Source organism: Salinicola sp. NYA28a (assembly GCF_976982775.1).
The window spans coordinates 3,215,692-3,234,839 of the sequence record NZ_OZ334582.1 but is presented as its reverse complement, the minus strand read 5'-3'; the positions used below and the strand labels follow the sequence as shown (position 1 = coordinate 3,234,839).

The window sequence follows — 19,148 nt, the reverse complement described above, 5'->3', positions numbered from 1 at the left end:
GGCGGTTAGATACCAATTTATTCCCGAGCGGTAACTTCTCCTTCCCCAATCTGCCTCAGCGCTTCAACCGTCGCTTCACTTCCAGCTTCAGGCGGCCTTCGCCGAGGCGGGCGGTCAGCGTCTGGCCGGGCTGGGTCTGGCTGGCGGCGCGGACGACCTGGCCGGTGTCGTCCTGCAGGATCGAATAGCCTCGGCCCAGCACGGCCAGCGGACTGACCGCATTGAGCTCGCGGGCGATTCCCTGCAGGTGCTGGCGCTCCTGCTGCAGTTTTCGCCGCTGGCCGGCCTCCAGCCGTTGCCGTAGCTGTTCGACCCGCTCGCGAGCCTGGCGCAGCGTCCGGCTCGGATCGTGCAGCGTGAAGCGCCGGGTGGCGGCGTCCAGCCGTTGGTGATCCCGTTGCAGGCGCTGGCGCATCGCCAGTTGCAGCCGACGATCCAGCCCCGCCAGATGCTGACGCTGTTGAGCCAGGCGTTCGCCGGGATGGCGCAGCCTAGCACGCAGATGATCGAGCCGTTGGGACTCGGCGTTGAAGCGCCCGCGCCACGCCTGGTGAAGCCTTCTCCGCTGCTGATTCAGCGTCGCCTCGAGATCGCGGCGATCCGGCACCAGCCGTTCGGCGGCGGCGGAAGGCGTCGGCGCGCGGACATCGGCGGCGAACTCGGCCAGCGTCACGTCGACCTCGTGGCCGATGGCCGCCATCACCGGCAAATTCGAATGGAAGATCGCCCGCGCCAGATGCTCGTCGTTGAACGCCCACAGGTCTTCCAGGCTGCCGCCGCCGCGAGTGATCAGAATCGCATCGAAGGGATCGGCCACCGAACGCTCGGCATCCTTTCGCGCCTGACGATTAACCAGGGCCAACGCACGGATCAGCGCCGGTGGCGCCTCGCGACCCTGAACCGGCGACGGAAATACGCTGACGCGCACCATCGGCCAGCGCGCCCGCAGCACTGCGAGCACATCGCGAATCGCCGCGCCGGTGGGTGAGGTGATCAGCGCCAGATGGCGGGGCGGGTAGGGCAGCGGCCGGGCGTTGGCGAATACGCCCTCGGCGCTCAGCTGTCGTTTGAGCCGCTCGTAAGCCGCCATCAGCTCGCCTTCGCCGCTGGGCTGCACGGCATCGACGATCAACTGGTAATCGCCCCGCGGCTCGAAGATCGACACCCGCCCGCGCACCTTGATCCGGTCGCCATCCTTCAACGGCGTGCGGGAAAGGCTCGCCCGGTTGCGGAAGAACGCGCACCTGAGCTGCGCCCTGGCATCCTTCAGCGTGAAGTAGATGTGGCCGGAAGCGGGCCGCGCCAGCCCGGAAATCTCCCCCTCGACCCAGCAGTCGCCGAAGCCTCGCTCCAGCATCTGGCGGGCCTGGCGGTTGAGATCGCTGACGGAGATCGCCTGCGGCGACGGCGTTGTCGTGAACGCGGACATGGCGTGATCCGGAAAGAGAACGTGTGAATGACGAATGGCGGCCAGACTAACACGAAGCCGCCCGGCATCGCCCCGACTCGACGACACGACACGACCCGCGACTGCCATTGAGCAGCGTCGGCCAAGCGACTATAATGCGCGATTAACTTTTCGCGGCTCCCGGTTCATTGCCGAGTCCACACTGCAAGAACGGTCCCCAGGGGCTTGTCCCAGGGCATTCACCTTCAAGGACCATCGCGGTGCCGCAGGCTGTCACAGGCTCCCCACCACCTGCCAAATTGGGTTTCCGACCATGCTACGTATAGCGCAAGAAGCTCTTACGTTCGATGACGTATTACTCGTACCCCGCTACTCGGATGTCCTGCCCAGAGACGTCGACCTCAAATCCCGCCTGACCCGCAACCTGACCCTGAACATTCCGCTGCTCTCTTCGGCCATGGATACCGTGACCGAAGCGCGTCTGGCGATTGCCATGGCCCAGGAAGGCGGCATCGGCATCATTCACAAGAGCATGTCGATCAACCAGCAGGCCGCCGAGGTCCGCAAGGTCAAGAAGCACGAAAGCGTCATCGTCAAGGACCCGGTCACCGTCGGTCCCAACGCCAAGCTGCAGGACCTGCTGGAGATGGCCTCCGAGTACGGCTATTCCGGCTTCCCGGTGGTCGAGGGCGAGACCCTGGTCGGTATCGTCACCGGGCGTGACATGCGTTTCCAGCCGGATCACAGCGACAGCGTCGAAGCGATCATGACCCCGCGCGACAAGCTGGTCACCGTGCTCGAAGGCACCCCGCTGGACGTGATCAAGTCCAAGCTGCAGGAAAACCGCATCGAGAAGATCCTGGTCGTCGACAAGGACTTCCACCTGCGCGGTCTCGTCACCGTGCGTGACATCGAAAAGGCCCGCACCTACCCGAACGCCGCCAAGGATGCCGATGGCCGTCTGCTGGTCGGCGCCGCCGTCGGCACCGGCCCGGAAACCCCGGACCGCATCGCCGCGCTGGTCGAAGCCGGCGTTGACGTACTGGTCGTCGATACCGCCCACGGCCACTCCAAGGGCGTCATCGAGCGCGTGCGCTGGGTGAAGGAGCACTACCCGGAGCTGCAGGTGATCGGCGGCAACATCGCCACCGGCGAAGCTGCCGTGGCGCTGGCCGAAGCCGGCGCCGACGCGGTCAAGGTCGGCATCGGCCCCGGCTCCATCTGCACCACCCGCGTCGTCACCGGCGTCGGCGTTTTGCAGATCACCGCCGTCGCCAACGTCGCCGAAGCGCTCAAGCCGTTCGACATCCCGCTGATCGCCGATGGCGGCGTGCGCTACTCCGGGGATATCGCCAAGGCGATCGTCGCTGGCGCCAGCACCGTCATGCTCGGCAGCATGCTCGCCGGCACCGAAGAAGCGCCGGGTGAAGTCGAACTGTTCCAGGGCCGGACCTACAAGGCCTATCGCGGCATGGGCTCCATGGGCGCGATGTCCCAGACCCAGGGCTCCTCGGATCGCTACTTCCAGAGCAAGGACGAAGGCGTCGAGAAGCTGGTGCCGGAAGGCATCGAAGGCCGCGTGCCCTACAAGGGCCAGATGAGCGCCATCGTTCACCAGATGATGGGCGGCCTGCGCGCCTCCATGGGCTACACCGGCTGCCATAACATCGACGAGATGCGCACCCAGCCGGAGTTCGTCAAGATCACCGGCGCGGGCATTACCGAATCCCACGTGCATGACGTGCAGATTACGAAAGAAGCTCCCAATTATCGCGGAGCCTGATTGACCCGTTAGTCGGAAGAGGGAAGGGAGAAGTGGGAAGTGCATCTTTCCTCTTCGCTCTTTCCTCTTCATTCTTTTCCGGCCGTGCTTTTGTCTCGGCAATTGAAACCATTACGGCGGTGGCCCCTTCATGACCGACATCCATTCGCACAAGATCCTGATCCTCGACTTCGGCTCCCAGTACACGCAGCTGATCGCCCGTCGCGTGCGCGAGATCGGGGTTTATTCCGAGATCCGCGCCTTCGATATCACCGAAGAAGAGATCCGCGAATACAACCCCAACGGCATCATCCTCTCCGGCGGGCCGGAGTCGGTCTCCGAACTGGGTTCGCCGCGGGCGCCCAAGTGCGTGTTCGAGATGGGCCTGCCGGTCTTCGGCATCTGCTACGGCATGCAGACCATGGCGGAACAGCTCGGCGGCGCGACTGAAGGCTCCAACAAGCGCGAGTTCGGCTACGCCCAGATCAACGTGTCTGGTGAAGACGACCTGCTCGGCGGGATCATGGATCATGTCGGCCACGACGGCGGGGCACTGCTGGACGTGTGGATGAGCCACGGCGACAAGGTCGCCCGCGCCCCGGCGGAATTCACCGTCACCGCCTCCACGCCGAGCTGCCCGATCGCCGCCATGACCTGGCCGGAAAAGCGCTTCTACGGCGTGCAGTTCCACCCGGAAGTGACCCACACCCTGCAGGGCCAGCGCATTCTCGAGCGCTTCGTGCTGGATATCTGCAAGGCCGAACGCCTGTGGACCCCGGCGCAGATCATCGAAGACCTGACCGAGCGCGTCCGCGAACAGGTCGGCGACCGCCACGTGCTGCTCGGCCTCTCCGGCGGGGTGGATTCCTCCGTCGTCGCCGCGCTGCTGCACAAGGCGATCGGCGATCAGCTCACCTGCGTGTTCGTTGACAACGGCCTGCTGCGCAAGCAGGAAGGCGACCAGGTGATGGAAACCTTCGGCCAGCACATGGGCGTCAAGGTGATCCGCGTCGATGCGGAAGACGAGTTCCTCACCAAGCTGAAAGGGGAGAACGACCCCGAAGCCAAGCGCAAGATCATCGGCAACACCTTCATCGACGTGTTCGACCGGGAAGCGACCAAGATCGATGGTGTCGAATTCCTCGCCCAGGGCACCATCTACCCGGACGTGATCGAATCCGCCGCCAGCAAGACCGGCAAGGCCCACGTGATCAAGTCGCATCACAACGTCGGCGGCCTGCCCGAGACCATGAAGCTCAAGCTGGTCGAACCGCTGCGGGAACTGTTCAAGGACGAAGTGCGCAAGCTCGGCCTCGAGCTCGGCCTGCCGTACGACATGGTCTACCGCCATCCGTTCCCGGGGCCGGGCCTCGGCGTGCGTATTCTGGGTGAAGTGAAGAAAGAGTACGCCGACATCCTGCGGGAAGCCGACGCCATCTTCATCGAGGAACTGCACAACTTTGAGTGGTACCACAAGACCAGCCAGGCGTTCGCCGTGTTCCTGCCGGTGAAATCCGTTGGCGTGGTCGGCGACGGCCGCCGCTACGAGTGGGTCATCGCCCTACGCGCCGTCGAAACCATCGACTTCATGACCGCAAGATGGGCCCACCTGCCGTATGAGCTGCTGGAGAAAGTCTCCAACCGCATCATCAACGAGATCAGTGGCGTCTCCCGCGTGACCTACGACGTCAGCAGCAAGCCGCCCGCGACGATTGAGTGGGAGTGAGCAGTCGGATAGGGCGGGCGAGAGCCATCTAGCCCCACCGCATCACCCGCCTCATACGAAAGCCTGCCTTTACCGGCAGGCTTTTTTGTTGCAAAACGTTATCATGCTACGCTTTGTCTGAAAAATGATGTCTTGCTAGCCTTTCCTCCCTCAGACTTGGAGGTATTGTCATGGCAGGACGTTACGAGATTTCCGATCAGGGTTGGACATTGATTGAAGATATCGTTTCGCCTGGCACGCCCGCTGGGCGTGGACGCCCACGCCGCGATGACCGGCAGATGCTCAACGGCATCTTCTGGATCCTCTGTTCCGGCGCCAAATGGCGGGATCTGCCCGAACGCTTCGGCCCATGGAAAACGGTCTACCAGCGCTTTCGTCAGTGGCGAGATGACGGCACACTCGAACGCAGCCTGTCACGCCTTCACCTGAAGCTTCGGGAAGATGGTTACATGGATCTCGATACCTGGATGGTGGACTCCACCTCGATTCGAGCGACTCGCTCTGCCGCTGGTGGCAGTAAAAAAGGGGCTCTGGAGAACGGGTAGGCCATGCGCTTGGACGAAGCCGAGGCGGCCTGACCACCAAGATTCACCTGGTTTGCGATGCCAATGGCGTTCCCCTGAGCTTCCTGCTATCGCCTGGTCAGCATGCCGATTCACGCTATCTCGTTCCTGTCATGGAGCAGATCCGCTTGCCAGGTCATACGGGACGTCCCCGCAAGCGCTGCCGCCATCTGCTGGCCGACCGAGGTTACGATAGTGATCGATTGCGTCGCTACTGCGACCGGTACGGAATACGACCGACGATCCGGCACCGACAGATGCACCGTCGCCCCAAGCCAGGACTACCCCGCCTGTTCGAGCGCCCGCGTTATCGGCGTCGCAATGTGATAGAGCGTCTATTTGGCTGGATGAAGGAAAAGCGGCGACTTTGTACTCGCTACGACAAGCTGGCAAAAAGTTACCGTGCCATGGTCACGCTGGCCTGCATCGAGCGCTGTTTACGGGTCTATTTTTCAGACAGAGCGTAGCACGTTGTGAGCTTGGGGCGCGGCTACGCTTCAGTCTGCGAACCATGGTTGGGCAGTTCCTCTCCCTGACGAGTAGCCGCGCGGACAAAGGCGGTCGGGGATTGGCCGAGCGCCTTGCGGAACATGCTGGAGAAGGCGCCGGGGCTGTCGTAGCCGAGTTCCAGCGCGGTACGGGTAACGGAACAGCCGGAGAGCAGTCTGGGGAGGGCGGCCATCAGGCAGGCCTGCTGGCGCCATACGCCGAAGGACATGCCGGTCTGCTGACGGAACAGGCGATTGAAGGTGCGTTGGCTGCGGTGCAGTTGCCGCGCCCACTCCTCGGGCAGGCTACGGATATGCGGCCTCCCGAGAAAGTCTCTACACAGGCTGGCTAGTTGTGGGTCGCGGGGCAAAGGCGCAAACAGCGGCAGCGATGGTGCCAGTTGGAGCTCGTGCAGCAGAAGTTGGGCGAGGGCACCGTCGCGACCGCTCTCGTCATAGAGCGCGGGCATGTTGGCGGAGGCCAGCAGCAGATGATGAAGGAGTGGCGACACGACCAGCACTTCGCAACTGGGGGAGGGGCGCGGCGCCGCGTAGGGCTCGATATACAGGCTGCGGGTACTGACGCCGTTCATCCGCACTCGGTGGCGCTTGCCCGCCGGCAACCAGACGCCACTATAAGGCGGCACCATCCAGGTGCCGTCATCGGTATCCACTTCCATCAAGCCTGTCATGCCGTAGAGAAACTGGGCGCGGCGATGGGTATGAAAGTCGAGAAGGGTGCAGGGACTGTAGTCGGTGCCGATGGCTACGATGGGCCGGGCTACGCGATCCACGTCCGCCAGAGGGATATTGAGCATTGTCGTCAGCGTGGCCGAAATACAACGATTATTGGCCAGGCGACGAATGTCGGCCACCCCTCATCGGAATATCGTTCCTGTCGTTGAGTTCAATCAGGAGCGTTCCGATGTATGGCCTATTGCTTCTCTGCGGCGGGCTGGCCGGTGTGACGACCGTGCTGTTCGGTTTCGGTGGCGGCTTCGTCGTCGTTCCCTTGATGGTTACCTTGTTGATTGCCGTGCACGGGCTGGATAGCGCGACCGGGCAGGCGGCCATGCATATCGCGGTCGCCACTTCGACCGCGCTGATGATCTTCGCTGCCTCCCTGTCGACATGGCGTCACCATCGGCGGCGAACCGTGCAATGGCGCCTGGTGCGTCCGCTGGTGGGTTATATCGCCATCGGTGCCGTGCTCGGGGCGGCCGCGGCGGTGTCGGTGAGTGGAGAGTGGGTGCGCTGGATGTTCATCGGCTATCTGGCGATCACGATTGCGGACGCCATCCTGCGGCCCGGTTTTCTGCACCAGGCGAGTGGGGAGGTTCGTCCCATGGGCCGTCTGACGACGGTGATGACAGGCATCTTCATCGGCATGGTCGCCGCCCTTCTGGGCGTGGGCGGGAGCGTGATGACCGTGCCGCTGATGCGCCGCAGAGGGGCCAGCATGACGGCGGCCACGGCGATGGCCAATCCGTTGTCGCTGCCCATGGCGATCAGTGGCACCGCCGCCTATGTGCTGTTGTCGGCCAGCGATACCTCGCTGGGCGCCTGGTATGCGGGATACGTGGATCTGCGCGCCTTGCTGGCGCTGGCGGTGGGGTCGTGGCTCGGCATTCGCCTGGCGTCGCGATGGATCGGGCGCATTCCCGATCGCGTTCATGCCGGGGTCTACCTGCTACTGCTGACGGTCGTGCTGGCGGTGATGGTCGTCATGAGCTGAGACGATTCGGATTTTCACGACGGCGGCTGAGCGAATACGTTCCATAATCAGGGGGTCCCTTGGCGTAGGCGGCAAGTGGCCAGCCGGCAGGCTGCCAAAGCTTTCAATGTCGTCGCGCCAGCTGCAATGCTTGGGATTATTCGTAATCATCTATATTTGAGGTAAAAAATCCAATAAATGTTCAAATATGGCATATTGGTATAGCGTTGCGCTTGATTTGCTTCTGTTGAGGTGGTCAAATTTGAATCTTAAAAAGAATCTATAGTTCATATTTGGATGGTTTGGGTATGGTGTCTTCAGGTTCCAATCGCTCTGGCAGCCAGGTTGCAATGCCGCCTCCCGTGGCGCGTGCCCTGAGTAATCTCGGCCATGATCTATCAACGGCTCGCCGCATGCGTCGATTGACGCAGGAAGACCTGGCGCAGCGTATGGGGACATCACTCAGTACGGTCCGACGCATGGAAGATGGTTACCCTGGGACCGCATTGCACACGTTCCTGCGCGCCCTGCATGTGCTTGGTCGCCTCGAGGATGTGGTCAGGGTCATGGCGCTGGAACAAGACACATTAGGCCTGGAACTGGCGAAGGAACAGTTGCCCCAACGGGTACGGGCAGCCGGTGGGAAAAAACAGAAGGCAAGGCCATCGGAGGAGTCGGGGAGAGAAGGCGGTGCCACTGGTGGCGATGAGCTCGAGGGCTTTTGATGGCGACCAGGAAAGCACAACGCCAGGATCTCGACATCCATCTCGGTACGGATGGCAAACTTATCGGACGCCTGTACCTGGGCAGCGGAAAGCGCAGCGCCTTCCGCTACGACGAACGCTGGTTGCAGGACCCGCGGTTCTTTACGGTATCACCAGACCTGCAGCCGGTTCCCGGAGTCCAATATCCACAGGGCGTGTTTTTCCGGGCGTTGGAAGACACGGCGCCGGATTCCTGGGGGGAGCGGGTTATCCGCCGCGCGCACGCCAAGTCGCGTCAGCAGGGGCGTGACGTCCCGCCGTTGGCGCCGGTCGATTTTCTCACCTGGGTCGACGATGAAGCACGTGTCGGGGCCTTGCGCCTTTTCGATCCTCAGCGCGGTATCTATCTGCACACTGAGGGCGCTCATCGTCATGTTCCGCCGCTGGTGGAGCTGGGCAAGGTTCTTCATGCCGCTCGGGCACTGGAAGAGGGTGTGGAGAGTACTCAAGATCTGCAATATCTACTCGGGCAGGGAACATCGTTGGGCGGCGCGCGTCCGAAGTCGACGGTCCTTGATACCGATGGCTGGTTGGCTCTAGGCAAGTTCCCGAGTCAGGCGGACCAACGTGACGTGATTCGGGGGGAGGTGCTGGCCATGAACCTGGCGACTCGGGCAAACATTCGTGCCGCGCCGGCGCGTGTGGAGCTCATCCAGGACACGGCTGTGGCGGTGATTCGCCGATTCGACCGTACCGGTGGTGGAGGGCGCATCCCGTACGTGTCGGTCGCTACCATGCTGCAGACGAGCGGACGCGACGAGGATCACGCCTACACCGAGCTCGTGGACATATTATTGCAGTCCGGCTCCGATCCTATCGCCGACATTCACGAGCTGTGGCGACGTCTGGTTTTTAATTTCCTCATTTGCAACACGGACGACCATCTGCGTAATACAGGGCTGCTTTATGACGCTCGGCGTCGTGGTTGGCGTCTCGCTCCGGCATTCGATCTCAATCCCATGCCGGGCGATCATCGCGAAAGCAAGACATGGTTGACCGAAGACTCTGGCCCGATCGATAGTCGGCAAATACTCATGGAGGGGTCGCCGTACTTTAGGTTGAACAAGCAGGAGGCGGTGGCAGTCTGGAATGAAGTGGTAGAGGCCGTAGAAACATGGCGCTCCTTGGGGAAGAACATAGGTATGAGGAGTCGGGATTTGACCGATTTTTCGCCCGCTTTTGAGTCTGGTTTGTGAACTGTGCTGTGGATTATGAAGTGATTTTTATAAAACTATGCCTGATCTTGATGACCTGTGGCTCTATTTTCTAGGCCTCGTCTGAAAAGTCGGCGAGCGATGATTAGACAAGGCGCAACGACCGTAGGGAGTAACAGCCGAAGGCTGGCCCGAAGGGTGAGCGTAGCGAATCAAAATTGGCGAAAACGGACCGGGCTGGCGTACCAGTTTACAGGTCGTAAATGAGTACTTTGAGCCGATTTTTAACGCCGTATGGCCGAGCGCAGGCAGTTTTCAGACAAAGCCTAGGCATTTAAAGATAGTTACCCATGATGTTGATGACTCTGTGTTTCCATTCACCGATGCCTCCAGGTACTGCAACGCTCTCCGAGGGTTCCTCGCGAACCATTGCATGATCGCGGCGCACGTGATTGGTGACTTCTGCAGCGAGCTCTTCGTTATTACTTTGGCAAAGAGATCCGGTGGCTTGATAGCGTTCATGATCGCTGGTTCTATATCGTAATCGTGCTTGTCGGACTCGTCGATTAGCGCAGGTATGCCGTATCGCTCGAGCGGGCGTGTTACCGTCGGTTGATAGTGAAATTACTCGAACAAAACGGATATGGGCGAACAACCACAAATCCTGATCTATGAAGATGCCGAGAAGGCGGTCGACGTGCGTCTGGACGAAGGCCGCGAGACGGTATGGCTGACGCAGCGACAGATGGGCGAGGTATTCGAGACCACGCCCGAGAACGTGCTGATGCACCTCAAGAACATCTTCAACGATGAGGAATTGACCGAGGAGGCAACTGCTAAGGATTTCTTAGTAGTTCGACAGGAAGGTCGCCGTCAGGTGCGCCGCAATATTCAGCACTACAATCTCGATGCCATCATCTCCGTTGGTTATCGCGTCAATTCTCGCCGGGCTGTTCGCTTCCGCCAATGGGCTACGCGTGTCCTCCGAGAACATCTGACTCAGGGCTGGACGCTGCACCAGCAACGCTTCGAGGCCAACGCGCGGGAGCTGGAGGCGGCGATGGGGCTGGTGCGCAAGGCGGCGCACAGCTCGGCGTTGGATCTGCCGGGCGGCCGTGGGCTGGTGGATATCGTGGCGCGTTATGCGCAGACGTTTCTGCTGTTGCAGCGCTATGACGAAGGGCTGTTGAGCGACCCTGACGTGCAGGCGGGCGGTCAGCTTCCTTCGTTGGAAACGGCGAGATCGGCGCTGAACGAACTGAAAGCGGAACTGATGGGGCGGGGAGAGGCAACCGAGCTGTTTGCGCGGGATCGTAGCGATGGGTTGGCCTCACTGCTCGGCAATCTGGACCAGTCCGTCTTCGGCGAGCCGGCCTATCCGAGCATCGAGTCGAAAGCGGCGCATCTGCTCTATTTCGTGATCAAGAATCATCCGTTCGCCGACGGCAACAAACGCAGTGCGGCCTTTCTGTTCGTCGATTTCCTGCATCGCAACGGGCGTTTGTTATCGGGGACGGGAGAGCCGGTCATTAATGATGTCGGTCTCGCGGCGTTGACGCTGCTGGTCGCGGAATCCGATCCAGCCAACAAGGAGACGATGATTCGCCTGATCATGAACATGCTCGCCAACGACTTCTCGTCCACCTGACGATGCTCGCCGCCAATCCCAAAAAACCGTCGCTCGTCCACTCTAGTGTCGCATCATGAATCCTCTTCATGATGAGCTGAAATCATATCGCTTTTCATGCATCTATAGGCTCTGGCATAAAGAGCGCATCCGCTTCGACGACAGGCGCTGTAGCGCCTGTGGTCGATACGCCAGACAGGGTATTGGCAAACACGTGCTGGCAAACATTGCATTGAGGGGCGCTGGGCCTTCTGACGGTGCCAGCGCCTCTCTCGATTAACAGGGTGCTTGTTCGCGATGAGTCACGATTTCACATTCGATATCAAGAGCGTGCGGTTCGACGAAAACTATCGCCCGGCCGAAAACACGCGCACCACCACCAACTTTGCCAACCTGGCAAGAGGGGAGCGTCGCGAGGATAACCTGCGCAATGCCCTGACAATGATCGACAACCGTTTCAACACCCTGGCGCATTGGGACAACCCCAAGGCGGATCGCTATGCCGTCGAGCTCGACATCATCACCGGTGAGCTGAGCGTGGGGGCCGAGGACGAGGACGACACCTTCCCGGCGATCGAAATGCTCAAGACGACGATCATCGACAAGCACGCTGGCAAGCGCATTCCGGGCATGGTGGGGAACAACTTCTCGTCCTACGTGCGCGACTACGACTTCAGCGTCTGGCTGTCGGAGCACAACCGGGAGCGATCCGAATTCGGTATCCCCGAAGGGTTCGGCGACCTGCACGGCAAACTGTTCAAGCTATTCGTCAATTCCGATGCCTATCGGGCGTTTTTCGGCAAGCCACCGGTGATCTGTCTCAGCGTCTCCAGCAGCAAGGTCTATCGCCAGACCGACAATCGCCACCCGGTGCTGGGCGTGGAGTACGAAAACGACGAGTCCTCGCTGACGGATTTCTACTTCGGCAAGATGGGGCTGAAGGTGCGCTACTTCATGCCGCCGCATGCCGTCGCGCCGCTGGCGTTCTATTTCTCCGGCGATCTGCTGGCCGATTACACCGATCTCGAGCTGATCAGCGCCATCAGCACCATGGAGACGTTCCAGAAGATCTATCGCCCCGAGATCTACAACGCCAATTCGGTCGCGGGCAAGATTTACCAGCCCAGCCTCGAGCATCAGGACTACTCGCTGACGCGCATCGTCTACGACCGCGAAGAGCGCGGCCAGCTGGCCGTCGAGCAGGGCAAGTTCACCGAGCGGCACTTCATCAAGCCCTACCGCCAGGTGCTCGAGCAGTGGTCGGCCGATTATTCCCTTTGATTAACCCGTTCCAACGACGTTCTTTGATCAACCCGTTATGAAGGTCACTTTTGCATGAAGACTTTGTTGCCCACGTCGACTGCCGGTAGCCTGCCCAAGCCCGCCTGGCTGGCCCAGCCCGAGACGCTCTGGTCGCCGTGGAAACTGCAGGATGAGGAGCTGGCCGAGGGCAAGCGGGACGCGCTGCGGGTTTCCCTGCACGATCAGCAGCGGGCCGGTATCGACATCGTCAGTGACGGCGAGCAGACTCGCCAGCACTTCGTCACCACCTTCATCGAGCACTTGAGCGGCGTCGATTTCGAGCAGCGCGAGATCGTCAAGATCCGCGACCGCTACGACGCCAGCGTGCCCTCGGTGGTCGGCCCCGTGGCGCGCGAGAAGCCGGTCTTCGTGGACAATGCCAGATTCCTGCGCCAGCAGACCGACCAGCCGATCAAATGGGCGCTGCCGGGGCCCATGACCATGGTCGATACGCTCTATGACGGCCACTACAAGAGCCGCGAAAAGCTGGCCTGGGAATTCGCCAGGATCCTCAACCAGGAAGCCCGCGATCTGGCCGCCGCCGGCGTGGACATCATTCAGTTCGATGAGCCCGCCTTCAACGTCTTCTTCGACGAGGTGAACGACTGGGGCATCGCCGCCCTGGAGAAAGCCATCGAAGGGGTCGAGTGCGAGACCGCGGTGCATATCTGCTACGGCTACGGCATCAAGGCCAACACGGACTGGAAGAAGACCCTGGGGTCGGAGTGGCGCCAGTACGAGGAGATCTTTCCCAGGCTGCAGGCGTCGAACATCGATATCGTCTCCCTGGAGTGCCAGAACTCCCACGTGCCGATGGAGCTGATCGAACTGATCCGGGGCAAGAAAGTAATGGTCGGGGCGATCGACGTGGCCACCAACACCATCGAAACCCCGGAAGAGGTCGCCGAGACCCTGCGCAAGGCGCTCGAGTTCATCGATGCCGACAGGCTCTACCCCTGCACCAACTGCGGCATGACACCCTTGTCCCGCCAGGTCGCACAAGGCAAGCTGAAGGCTTTGAGCGCTGGTGCTGCCATCGTGCGGCAAGAACTCGCCCGCTAGGCTTGGTCGCGTAGCGGCGAATTCGACCACAGCAGCACCGTGTCGACATCGCGTCGGCGGGCCGGCAGCGGCCTGTCGGCGCGATGTGGTTCGGTGGAGGCGCCGGCGCTCGACCACTCTGGAAATCCTGCCCCATGACCAGCGTCGCGATCTTCGTCGACACCCAGAACGTCTACTACACCGTGCGTGAAGCCTACGGCAAACACTTCGATTACCGTCGGTTCTGGGCGAAAGCGACGACGAACCGTGAGGTGCTAACTGCCCGCTGCTATGCCACCGACAAGGGCGACCCGAAGCAGCGCGGTTTTCAGAACACGCTGCGAACGATCGGCTTCGAGGTGAAGTTGAAGCCGTTCATCCAGCGTGCGGATGGTTCCGCCAAGGGCGACTGGGATGTAGGTATTACGCTCGATGCCATCGAGTATGCGGCGCAGGCGGATGTGATCGTACTGGCCTCCGGCGATGGCGACTTTGATCTGCTGGCGCAGAAAATCCGCGAGGTGCATGGCAAGCGCGTCGAGGTCTACGGCGTGCCCAAGCTCACCGCGAACTCCCTCATCCAGGCCGCGAGCCAGTTCATTCCCATCGAGGGCGATCTGCTGCTGGGTTGACGCCTCGGGCGTTCAGTATCAAGGAGTGTGGCGAGTGAGCGAGGCGCCGACGGCGCCCCATAGCGCGGTTGGGACGGGCGATGATCGCTAGTCGCCTTGAGTAATGGATATTTAAAGTTTCATTTCATGATTTTGTGGGTAGTGAAGTGCTCATTTTCTTGCGGTCTCACGCAGGCCGCATCATAGTGAGCATCTGAATACTCACAATCCGTCTAATGAGTCTTGAAATGCCCAATTTGACGAGATGGCAATGAAGCGGCCGCGCAGCTACTCCCGCGTCACCAGGCAGGCACTTTCGATCCTCGGCAAGCTGATCAAGGCTGGCCGTTTGGAGCGGGAGTTCACCGCTGCCGAACTGTCTGAACGCGCAGGCATCTCGCGTAAGACCCTCCGCAACATCGAAAATGGCGAAGCCGGCACCGAGATCGGCATCGTCTTCGAGGTCGCCACACTCGTTGGCGTGCGGCTGTTCGATGTCGACGACCGGGCAGGTGCGATACATGGCGCCCATCTCGAGGAAAAACTGACGCTGCTGCCGAAGCGGGTTCGCCCGAGCAGGCAGGAGGTCGATGATGACTTCTAGGCTGACGCAGCCACGAGAGATCTATGTCTGGATCTGGTTGCCGGGAGAGACACAACCCGTGGTGGCCGGTCGCGTCACGCAGCACGGCGATCGCTATAGCTTCAACTATGGCGCCAGCTACCTGGCGCGTGATGGTGCGATCCCGATCTATGATCCCGAACTGCCCCTGCGCCGCGGCCTGATCGAGCCGACCGCTGGCCTGTCGATGGCCAGTTGCTTGCGTGACGCCTCGCCCGATGCCTGGGGGCGCCGGGTGATCATCAATCGTCTGATGGGGGGCAAGGCCGACGCCGCTGACGACATCTCCGAACTCACCTATTGGCTCGAATCGGGATCGGACCGGATCGGCGCCCTCGACTTTCAGCATTCCGCCACAGAATACGTGCCTCGCCTCAAGGCCGAGGCGTCTTATGAAGAGTTGCTGGAAGCGGCTGAACGGATCGAGAAGGGCGCTCCGCTGACGCCAGCCCTCGATCAGGCGTTGAACCACGGCACCTCGATCGGCGGCGCCCGCCCGAAGGCCCTGATCGACCATGGCGATCGCAAAATGATCGCCAAGTTCTCGTCGAGCACGGACATTTACAGCGTCGTGAAGGCGGAATTCATCGCCATGAAGCTGGCATCTGCATGTGAGCTCGATGTCGCCCCGGTCTCGATGACCGCGGCGGCCGGCAAGGATGTGCTGCTCATCGACCGCTTTGATCGCATCAAATCAGGGGCTGGCTGGCAGCGAAAAGCGATGGTGTCAGCGCTGACGATGCTTGGCCTTGATGAAATGATGGCGCGCTATGCGTCTTACGAAGACCTTGCCGAAGTCATCCGTCACCGCTTTACCGACCCGAAGCAAACGCTGCGCGAGCTCTACGCTCGGATCGTATTCAATATCCTGTGCGGCAACACGGACGATCATGCCCGCAACCATGCCGCGTTCTGGGACGGCAGGATGCTCTCGTTGACCCCGGCCTATGACATTTGCCCGCAGGGGCGAACGGGCAACGAAGCGACTCAGGCGATGCTGATCAAGGGCGAAAACCGTATGAGTACGCTGCACAGCTGCCTCGCGGCCGCCCCGGACTTCCTGCTCAATGACCAACAGGCCCAGGCCATCATCGAGAACCAGATCGTCACGATAGCCCGTGAATGGGACGGGGTCTGCGAGCAAGCCAAACTGACCGAGACTGACCGCAGGCTTTTTGCCGGCCGACAGTTTCTGAACAGCTACTGCGTCGAAGGCCTCGGGGCTGCGCATAGCACGATTCTTGATGGCTTTGCTGCCGCACGCGCGCATTTACTCGGCTAACAAGGCGGCGAGGGTCAATCCCGCCGGTTCGAGCAGCACGACCAGCGCCATCTCGGCGAGATGATTGTCTTTGACAGCACTGAGCCCCGCCCGGTCGGCGGCGCTCAGTATCATGAGGGGCGAGTTCACGAATCGGGGTAGGCCATGTCGCGTGTATGGGTTCGCTTCCACAGCCATGCCTGCACGCCCACGCCTAATAGCGCCACGAGGCCGGCGACGATGGAGAGCGCGTCGATAGGCATCTGCAGTGGCCAACTGACAGCCTACGCCCGAAGTTGGACGGTAGGAGGCTGGACCTCGTGAAAATAGTTCTGTCCCGGTTTCACCGATGCCGCCTTGCTTTCGATCCACCTCTCGCTATACTGAAATTTTAAGCTTCTCCTGGGCTCTGCCCCCCCCCCCCCCCCCCCCCTCCCAAGTTTCACTGGGCTCCGCCCCCTCTCCAAGGCTTAGCCGTTCCTATACGGCTGTTGTAAGCCACACAACGGTGCAACGGAGGCAATATGGGCCAGAGCGCGGAACAATCACCCCACGTATCATGCGATATCTGCCGGCAACGCCCTGCGGCTCTGCAGGTCACCGTTTCACAAGCCGGTCGAAGACGCACCCTCAACGTATGCCAAACGGATTATTTGCGCCTGAGAGCACGAAGTGCCTCTCCATTTGAATCCTGTTTGGCAGCGGGTTACTCGCCGACGATTTCTTCGGGCGGCTGGCGCGAGACGAGGATTTCGGCTTTGGCAGTGTCGCCGGTCGAGAGAACGGCCGGCCGCAGGATAGCGAATCGGTCGCCCTCGGTGACTTACTTAGCGAGCAAAGCGAGCAGATTCTGCAGCAAGCCGCGGCTACCGCGACGGAGTGGGGTTCGCAGCTGATTGATACCAGCCACCTGCTTTACGCGCTGGCCGATAACGATGTGGTGCAGGCGCTCCTCAAGCGATATCAGCTATCGGCCAAGGACCTCAAGGCCCAGATTGAGCAACTGACACCCAAAGCTGAGAGCGAACCTGAAACGGACGGGCCTACAAAGATCGGAGTTTCCCCACGGGTGAAAGCCGCGCTACAGCGCGCCTTCCAGGCGTCGAGAGACCTCGGGCATGGCTATATTGGTCCCGAACACCTTCTGATCGGTCTGTCCGAGGAGGAGGGGCTGGCCAGCGACTTGCTGAACCGTTATGGCCTCTCTGCACACGGTCTTCGGCAGAAGGCCGTGCAGGTGGTCGGAAAGGGGGCGCAGGAGGGGCGGCTACCGGAGCAAAGCGACACGCCCACCCTGGACAAGTACAGTCGGGATCTTACGGCATTGGCTAACGAGGACAAGCTGGATCCGGTGATCGGGCGAGCGGCCGAGGTTGAGACCCTGATCGAGGTTCTTTCCCGTCGCCGCAAGAACAACCCTGTTCTTATCGGTGAGCCGGGGGTCGGCAAGACCGCCATCGTCGAAGGGCTGGCGCAGCGAATTGTTCACAACGAAGTGCCGGACCTGTTGCAGAACAAACGGGTGGTTGAGCTAAACATCAACTCGCTGGTGGCGGGTTCCCAGTATCGTGGTCAATTCGAGGAGCGGATCAAACAAGTCCTCGACGAGATTACGTCCCACCAAAACGAGATTGTGCTGTTCATCGACGAGCTGCACACCATTGTCGGCGCCGGATCGACCGGGGGCGAAGGCGGGCTGGACGTCGCGAATACCCTCAAGCCCCAACTGGCACGTGGCGAACTGCATTTGGTCGGTGCGACCACGCTGGCCGAATACCAGAAGCACATCGAAAAAGACGCAGCGCTGGAGCGGCGGCTGCAACCGGTGTTCGTCGCCGAACCAACGATTGACCAGACCATCAATATACTCAGGGGGCTCAGGGATCGACTGGAGGCCCACCACAAGGTGACGATCACCGACGAGGCGATTGTCGCCGCCGTGGAGATGGCCGACCGCTACGTCACCAACCGGTTCCTGCCGGATAAGGCCATCGATCTGATCGATCAGGCGGCTGCTCGGGTACGAATCGGTGGCACCTCAAGACCGCCGGAGCTTCACGAGCTTGGTGCGCAGATCGATCAATTGCGGCGCGAGCGTGACTACGCATCCAACCGCAAGAATTTCGAGCGCGCGAACGCGCTGGAAGCTCGTATCGAAGAACACCAGGGCAACTATGATCAAGGCCTGTAGGAATGGAACACGACCCGAAGCACTAGCGCCAATCAGGTGGGCGTCGAGGATGTGGCACAGATCGTTTCGCGTCTGACCGGCGTTCCGGTGACAGAGCTCACCACGGAGGAGCGCACCAGGCTGATGGAGATGGAACAGCGTCTGCATCAGCGGGTCGTCGGTCAGGACGAGGCGGTAAGAGCCGTATCCGATGCCGTGCGTTTGTCTCGCGCCGGGCTGGGCGACCGCCGCCGTCCCATCGCAACCTTCTTCTTCCTCGGACCCACGGGCGTGGGAAAGACGGAATTGACCAAAGCCCTTGCGGAAACGGTCTTTGGTGATGAAGAGGCGATGATCCGAATTGACATGAGCGAGTACATGGAGCGGCATACGGTTGCGCGCCTCATCGGGGCGCCTCCCGGATACGTCGGGTTCGAAGAAGCGGGGCAGCTCACCGAAAAGGTACGGAGAAAGCCTTACAGCGTCGTTCTGTTGGACGAGTTCGAGAAAGCACACACGGATGTCCAGAGTCACTGTTCCGAACCTGCAAATATCGGCCGGACTGGCCATCAGCAGGCTTTAAAAGCCTTGATGAAGCAAGGGGATGGGTGCTGAAGTTTACGCGGTGGTACAACTACGAGCATAAGCACAGTAAGTTGCGGTTCGTCACGCCACATCAGCGCCATACAGGGCAGGATGTTGCGATACTGGCTCAATGCAAAGAACGAATTGAAGCCGCTAAAGCAGCTAACCCAAGTCGTTGGGGAAACCGCGAGGTTAGGAACTGCACACCAGTGGGACCGACAACGCTGAATCCTGAAAAACAGCAGACTAAACAGATAGAAAAAAAGGCCGCTTAAAACGGTCAATGGTGACAACTAACTTGAAAAACGCCGCTCAACTAGCCAAGATAGTTGTCATAAACAGGTCATCCT

At 60.8% G+C, this 19,148-nt stretch carries 16 protein-coding genes and 2 pseudogenes; 15 read left to right on the top strand and 3 right to left on the bottom strand.

The features are described from left to right. Positions 1-55: 55 nt before the first annotated feature. Positions 56-1,429, bottom strand: coding sequence for an exodeoxyribonuclease VII large subunit (gene xseA, locus ACWHY3_RS14560; RefSeq protein WP_448126862.1), 1,374 nt, complete (start codon positions 1,427-1,429; stop codon positions 56-58). Between the two features lie 292 nt (positions 1,430-1,721). Here xseA and guaB point away from each other — a divergent pair, with 292 nt between their 5' ends. From guaB to ACWHY3_RS14545, 3 genes are all read left to right on the top strand, one after another. Continuing rightward, positions 1,722-3,191 carry an IMP dehydrogenase gene (gene guaB / locus ACWHY3_RS14555; RefSeq protein ID WP_448126861.1) on the top strand — a complete coding sequence of 490 codons (1,470 nt, stop codon included), beginning with the start codon at positions 1,722-1,724 and terminating at the stop codon, positions 3,189-3,191. 130 nt (positions 3,192-3,321) lie between these two features. Continuing rightward, entirely contained in the window at positions 3,322-4,896 is a 1,575-nt protein-coding gene (guaA, locus tag ACWHY3_RS14550; protein ID WP_448126860.1) for a glutamine-hydrolyzing GMP synthase, read from the top strand. A gap of 170 nt (positions 4,897-5,066) precedes the next feature. Further along, positions 5,067-5,926, top strand: a protein-coding gene (locus ACWHY3_RS14545; RefSeq protein WP_110650779.1) for an IS5 family transposase whose coding sequence is annotated in 2 segments (ribosomal slippage) — positions 5,067-5,436 and positions 5,436-5,926 — 861 coding nt in all. Because the reading frame shifts where the segments join, the coding sequence is not laid out codon by codon here. Between the two features lie 23 nt (positions 5,927-5,949). On the opposite strand, the gene ACWHY3_RS14540 is transcribed toward ACWHY3_RS14545, so the two are convergent. Then, the gene (locus ACWHY3_RS14540; RefSeq protein ID WP_448126859.1) at positions 5,950-6,765 is read right to left on the bottom strand and encodes an AraC family transcriptional regulator; all 816 of its coding nucleotides are present in this window, start codon (positions 6,763-6,765) and stop codon (positions 5,950-5,952) included. A gap of 107 nt (positions 6,766-6,872) precedes the next feature. Between ACWHY3_RS14540 and ACWHY3_RS14535 the strand changes: the two genes are divergently transcribed. The 9 genes from ACWHY3_RS14535 (at position 6,873) to ACWHY3_RS14495 (ending at position 16,064) form a co-directional block, all read left to right on the top strand. Beyond that, the gene (locus ACWHY3_RS14535; RefSeq protein WP_448126858.1) at positions 6,873-7,682 is read left to right on the top strand and encodes a sulfite exporter TauE/SafE family protein; all 810 of its coding nucleotides are present in this window, start codon (positions 6,873-6,875) and stop codon (positions 7,680-7,682) included. A 287-nt stretch (positions 7,683-7,969) separates the two neighbouring features. Continuing rightward, the gene (locus tag ACWHY3_RS14530; RefSeq protein WP_448126857.1) at positions 7,970-8,386 is read left to right on the top strand and encodes a helix-turn-helix domain-containing protein; all 417 of its coding nucleotides are present in this window, start codon (positions 7,970-7,972) and stop codon (positions 8,384-8,386) included. Beyond that, positions 8,386-9,621, top strand: a complete 1,236-nt coding sequence (locus tag ACWHY3_RS14525; RefSeq protein ID WP_448126856.1) for a type II toxin-antitoxin system HipA family toxin — start codon at positions 8,386-8,388, stop codon at positions 9,619-9,621. The genes ACWHY3_RS14530 and ACWHY3_RS14525 overlap by 1 nt, the downstream gene beginning before the upstream one ends. A 601-nt stretch (positions 9,622-10,222) precedes the next feature. Then, positions 10,223-11,227 (top strand): virulence protein RhuM/Fic/DOC family protein, encoded by a 1,005-nt coding sequence (locus ACWHY3_RS14520; RefSeq protein WP_332779131.1) that lies wholly within the window; start codon positions 10,223-10,225, stop codon positions 11,225-11,227. A 276-nt stretch (positions 11,228-11,503) separates the two neighbouring features. Further along, positions 11,504-12,487: a DUF1852 domain-containing protein gene (locus tag ACWHY3_RS14515; protein ID WP_448126855.1), complete on the top strand. Its 984-nt coding sequence runs from the start codon at positions 11,504-11,506 to the stop codon at positions 12,485-12,487. Between the two features lie 54 nt (positions 12,488-12,541). After that, on the top strand, positions 12,542-13,570 hold the full coding sequence (locus tag ACWHY3_RS14510) for a methionine synthase (RefSeq protein WP_448126854.1): 1,029 nt from the start codon (positions 12,542-12,544) through the stop codon (positions 13,568-13,570). A gap of 134 nt (positions 13,571-13,704) precedes the next feature. Continuing rightward, positions 13,705-14,181: a LabA-like NYN domain-containing protein gene (locus ACWHY3_RS14505; RefSeq protein ID WP_110647476.1), complete on the top strand. Its 477-nt coding sequence runs from the start codon at positions 13,705-13,707 to the stop codon at positions 14,179-14,181. 250 nt (positions 14,182-14,431) lie between these two features. Further along, a complete protein-coding gene (locus ACWHY3_RS14500) occupies positions 14,432-14,764 on the top strand; it encodes a helix-turn-helix transcriptional regulator (protein WP_087721024.1) in 333 nt (110 codons plus the stop codon). Beyond that, positions 14,754-16,064, top strand: a complete 1,311-nt coding sequence (locus ACWHY3_RS14495; RefSeq protein ID WP_087721023.1) for a type II toxin-antitoxin system HipA family toxin — start codon at positions 14,754-14,756, stop codon at positions 16,062-16,064. The genes ACWHY3_RS14500 and ACWHY3_RS14495 overlap by 11 nt, the downstream gene beginning before the upstream one ends. On the opposite strand, the gene ACWHY3_RS14490 is transcribed toward ACWHY3_RS14495, so the two are convergent. Beyond that, entirely contained in the window at positions 16,053-16,178 is a 126-nt protein-coding gene (locus tag ACWHY3_RS14490) for a hypothetical protein (protein WP_275425955.1), read from the bottom strand. The genes ACWHY3_RS14495 and ACWHY3_RS14490 overlap by 12 nt on opposite strands. A gap of 553 nt (positions 16,179-16,731) precedes the next feature. Here ACWHY3_RS14490 and ACWHY3_RS14485 point away from each other — a divergent pair. The 3 genes and pseudogenes from ACWHY3_RS14485 to ACWHY3_RS14475 form a co-directional block, all read left to right on the top strand. Further along, on the top strand, positions 16,732-18,234 hold the full coding sequence (locus ACWHY3_RS14485) for a Clp protease N-terminal domain-containing protein (RefSeq protein ID WP_306298819.1): 1,503 nt from the start codon (positions 16,732-16,734) through the stop codon (positions 18,232-18,234). 54 nt (positions 18,235-18,288) lie between these two features. Beyond that, positions 18,289-18,738: pseudogene (locus ACWHY3_RS14480) on the top strand (AAA family ATPase); the annotation flags it as partial. Between the two features lie 2 nt (positions 18,739-18,740). After that, positions 18,741-19,073: pseudogene (locus ACWHY3_RS14475) on the top strand (integrase core domain-containing protein); the annotation flags it as partial. Positions 19,074-19,148 lie beyond the last annotated feature (75 nt).

Bases quoted from the DNA above. Each gene is read 5' to 3' on its own strand.
- ACWHY3_RS14535 (WP_448126858.1), top strand. From the start codon at position 6,873: ATGTATGGCCTATTGCTTCTCTGCGGCGGGCTGGCCGGTGTGACGACC.
- ACWHY3_RS14515 (WP_448126855.1), top strand. From the start codon at position 11,504: ATGAGTCACGATTTCACATTCGATATCAAGAGCGTGCGGTTCGACGAA.
- ACWHY3_RS14500 (WP_087721024.1), top strand. From the start codon at position 14,432: ATGAAGCGGCCGCGCAGCTACTCCCGCGTCACCAGGCAGGCACTTTCG.
- ACWHY3_RS14530 (WP_448126857.1), top strand. From the start codon at position 7,970: ATGGTGTCTTCAGGTTCCAATCGCTCTGGCAGCCAGGTTGCAATGCCG.
- ACWHY3_RS14520 (WP_332779131.1), top strand. From the start codon at position 10,223: ATGGGCGAACAACCACAAATCCTGATCTATGAAGATGCCGAGAAGGCG.
- ACWHY3_RS14540 (WP_448126859.1), bottom strand. From the start codon at position 6,765: ATGCTCAATATCCCTCTGGCGGACGTGGATCGCGTAGCCCGGCCCATC.
- ACWHY3_RS14505 (WP_110647476.1), top strand. From the start codon at position 13,705: ATGACCAGCGTCGCGATCTTCGTCGACACCCAGAACGTCTACTACACC.
- guaA (WP_448126860.1), top strand. From the start codon at position 3,322: ATGACCGACATCCATTCGCACAAGATCCTGATCCTCGACTTCGGCTCC.
- ACWHY3_RS14495 (WP_087721023.1), top strand. From the start codon at position 14,754: ATGACTTCTAGGCTGACGCAGCCACGAGAGATCTATGTCTGGATCTGG.
- ACWHY3_RS14490 (WP_275425955.1), bottom strand. From the start codon at position 16,178: ATGATACTGAGCGCCGCCGACCGGGCGGGGCTCAGTGCTGTCAAAGAC.
- ACWHY3_RS14525 (WP_448126856.1), top strand. From the start codon at position 8,386: ATGGCGACCAGGAAAGCACAACGCCAGGATCTCGACATCCATCTCGGT.
- guaB (WP_448126861.1), top strand. From the start codon at position 1,722: ATGCTACGTATAGCGCAAGAAGCTCTTACGTTCGATGACGTATTACTC.
- ACWHY3_RS14510 (WP_448126854.1), top strand. From the start codon at position 12,542: ATGAAGACTTTGTTGCCCACGTCGACTGCCGGTAGCCTGCCCAAGCCC.
- xseA (WP_448126862.1), bottom strand. From the start codon at position 1,429: ATGTCCGCGTTCACGACAACGCCGTCGCCGCAGGCGATCTCCGTCAGC.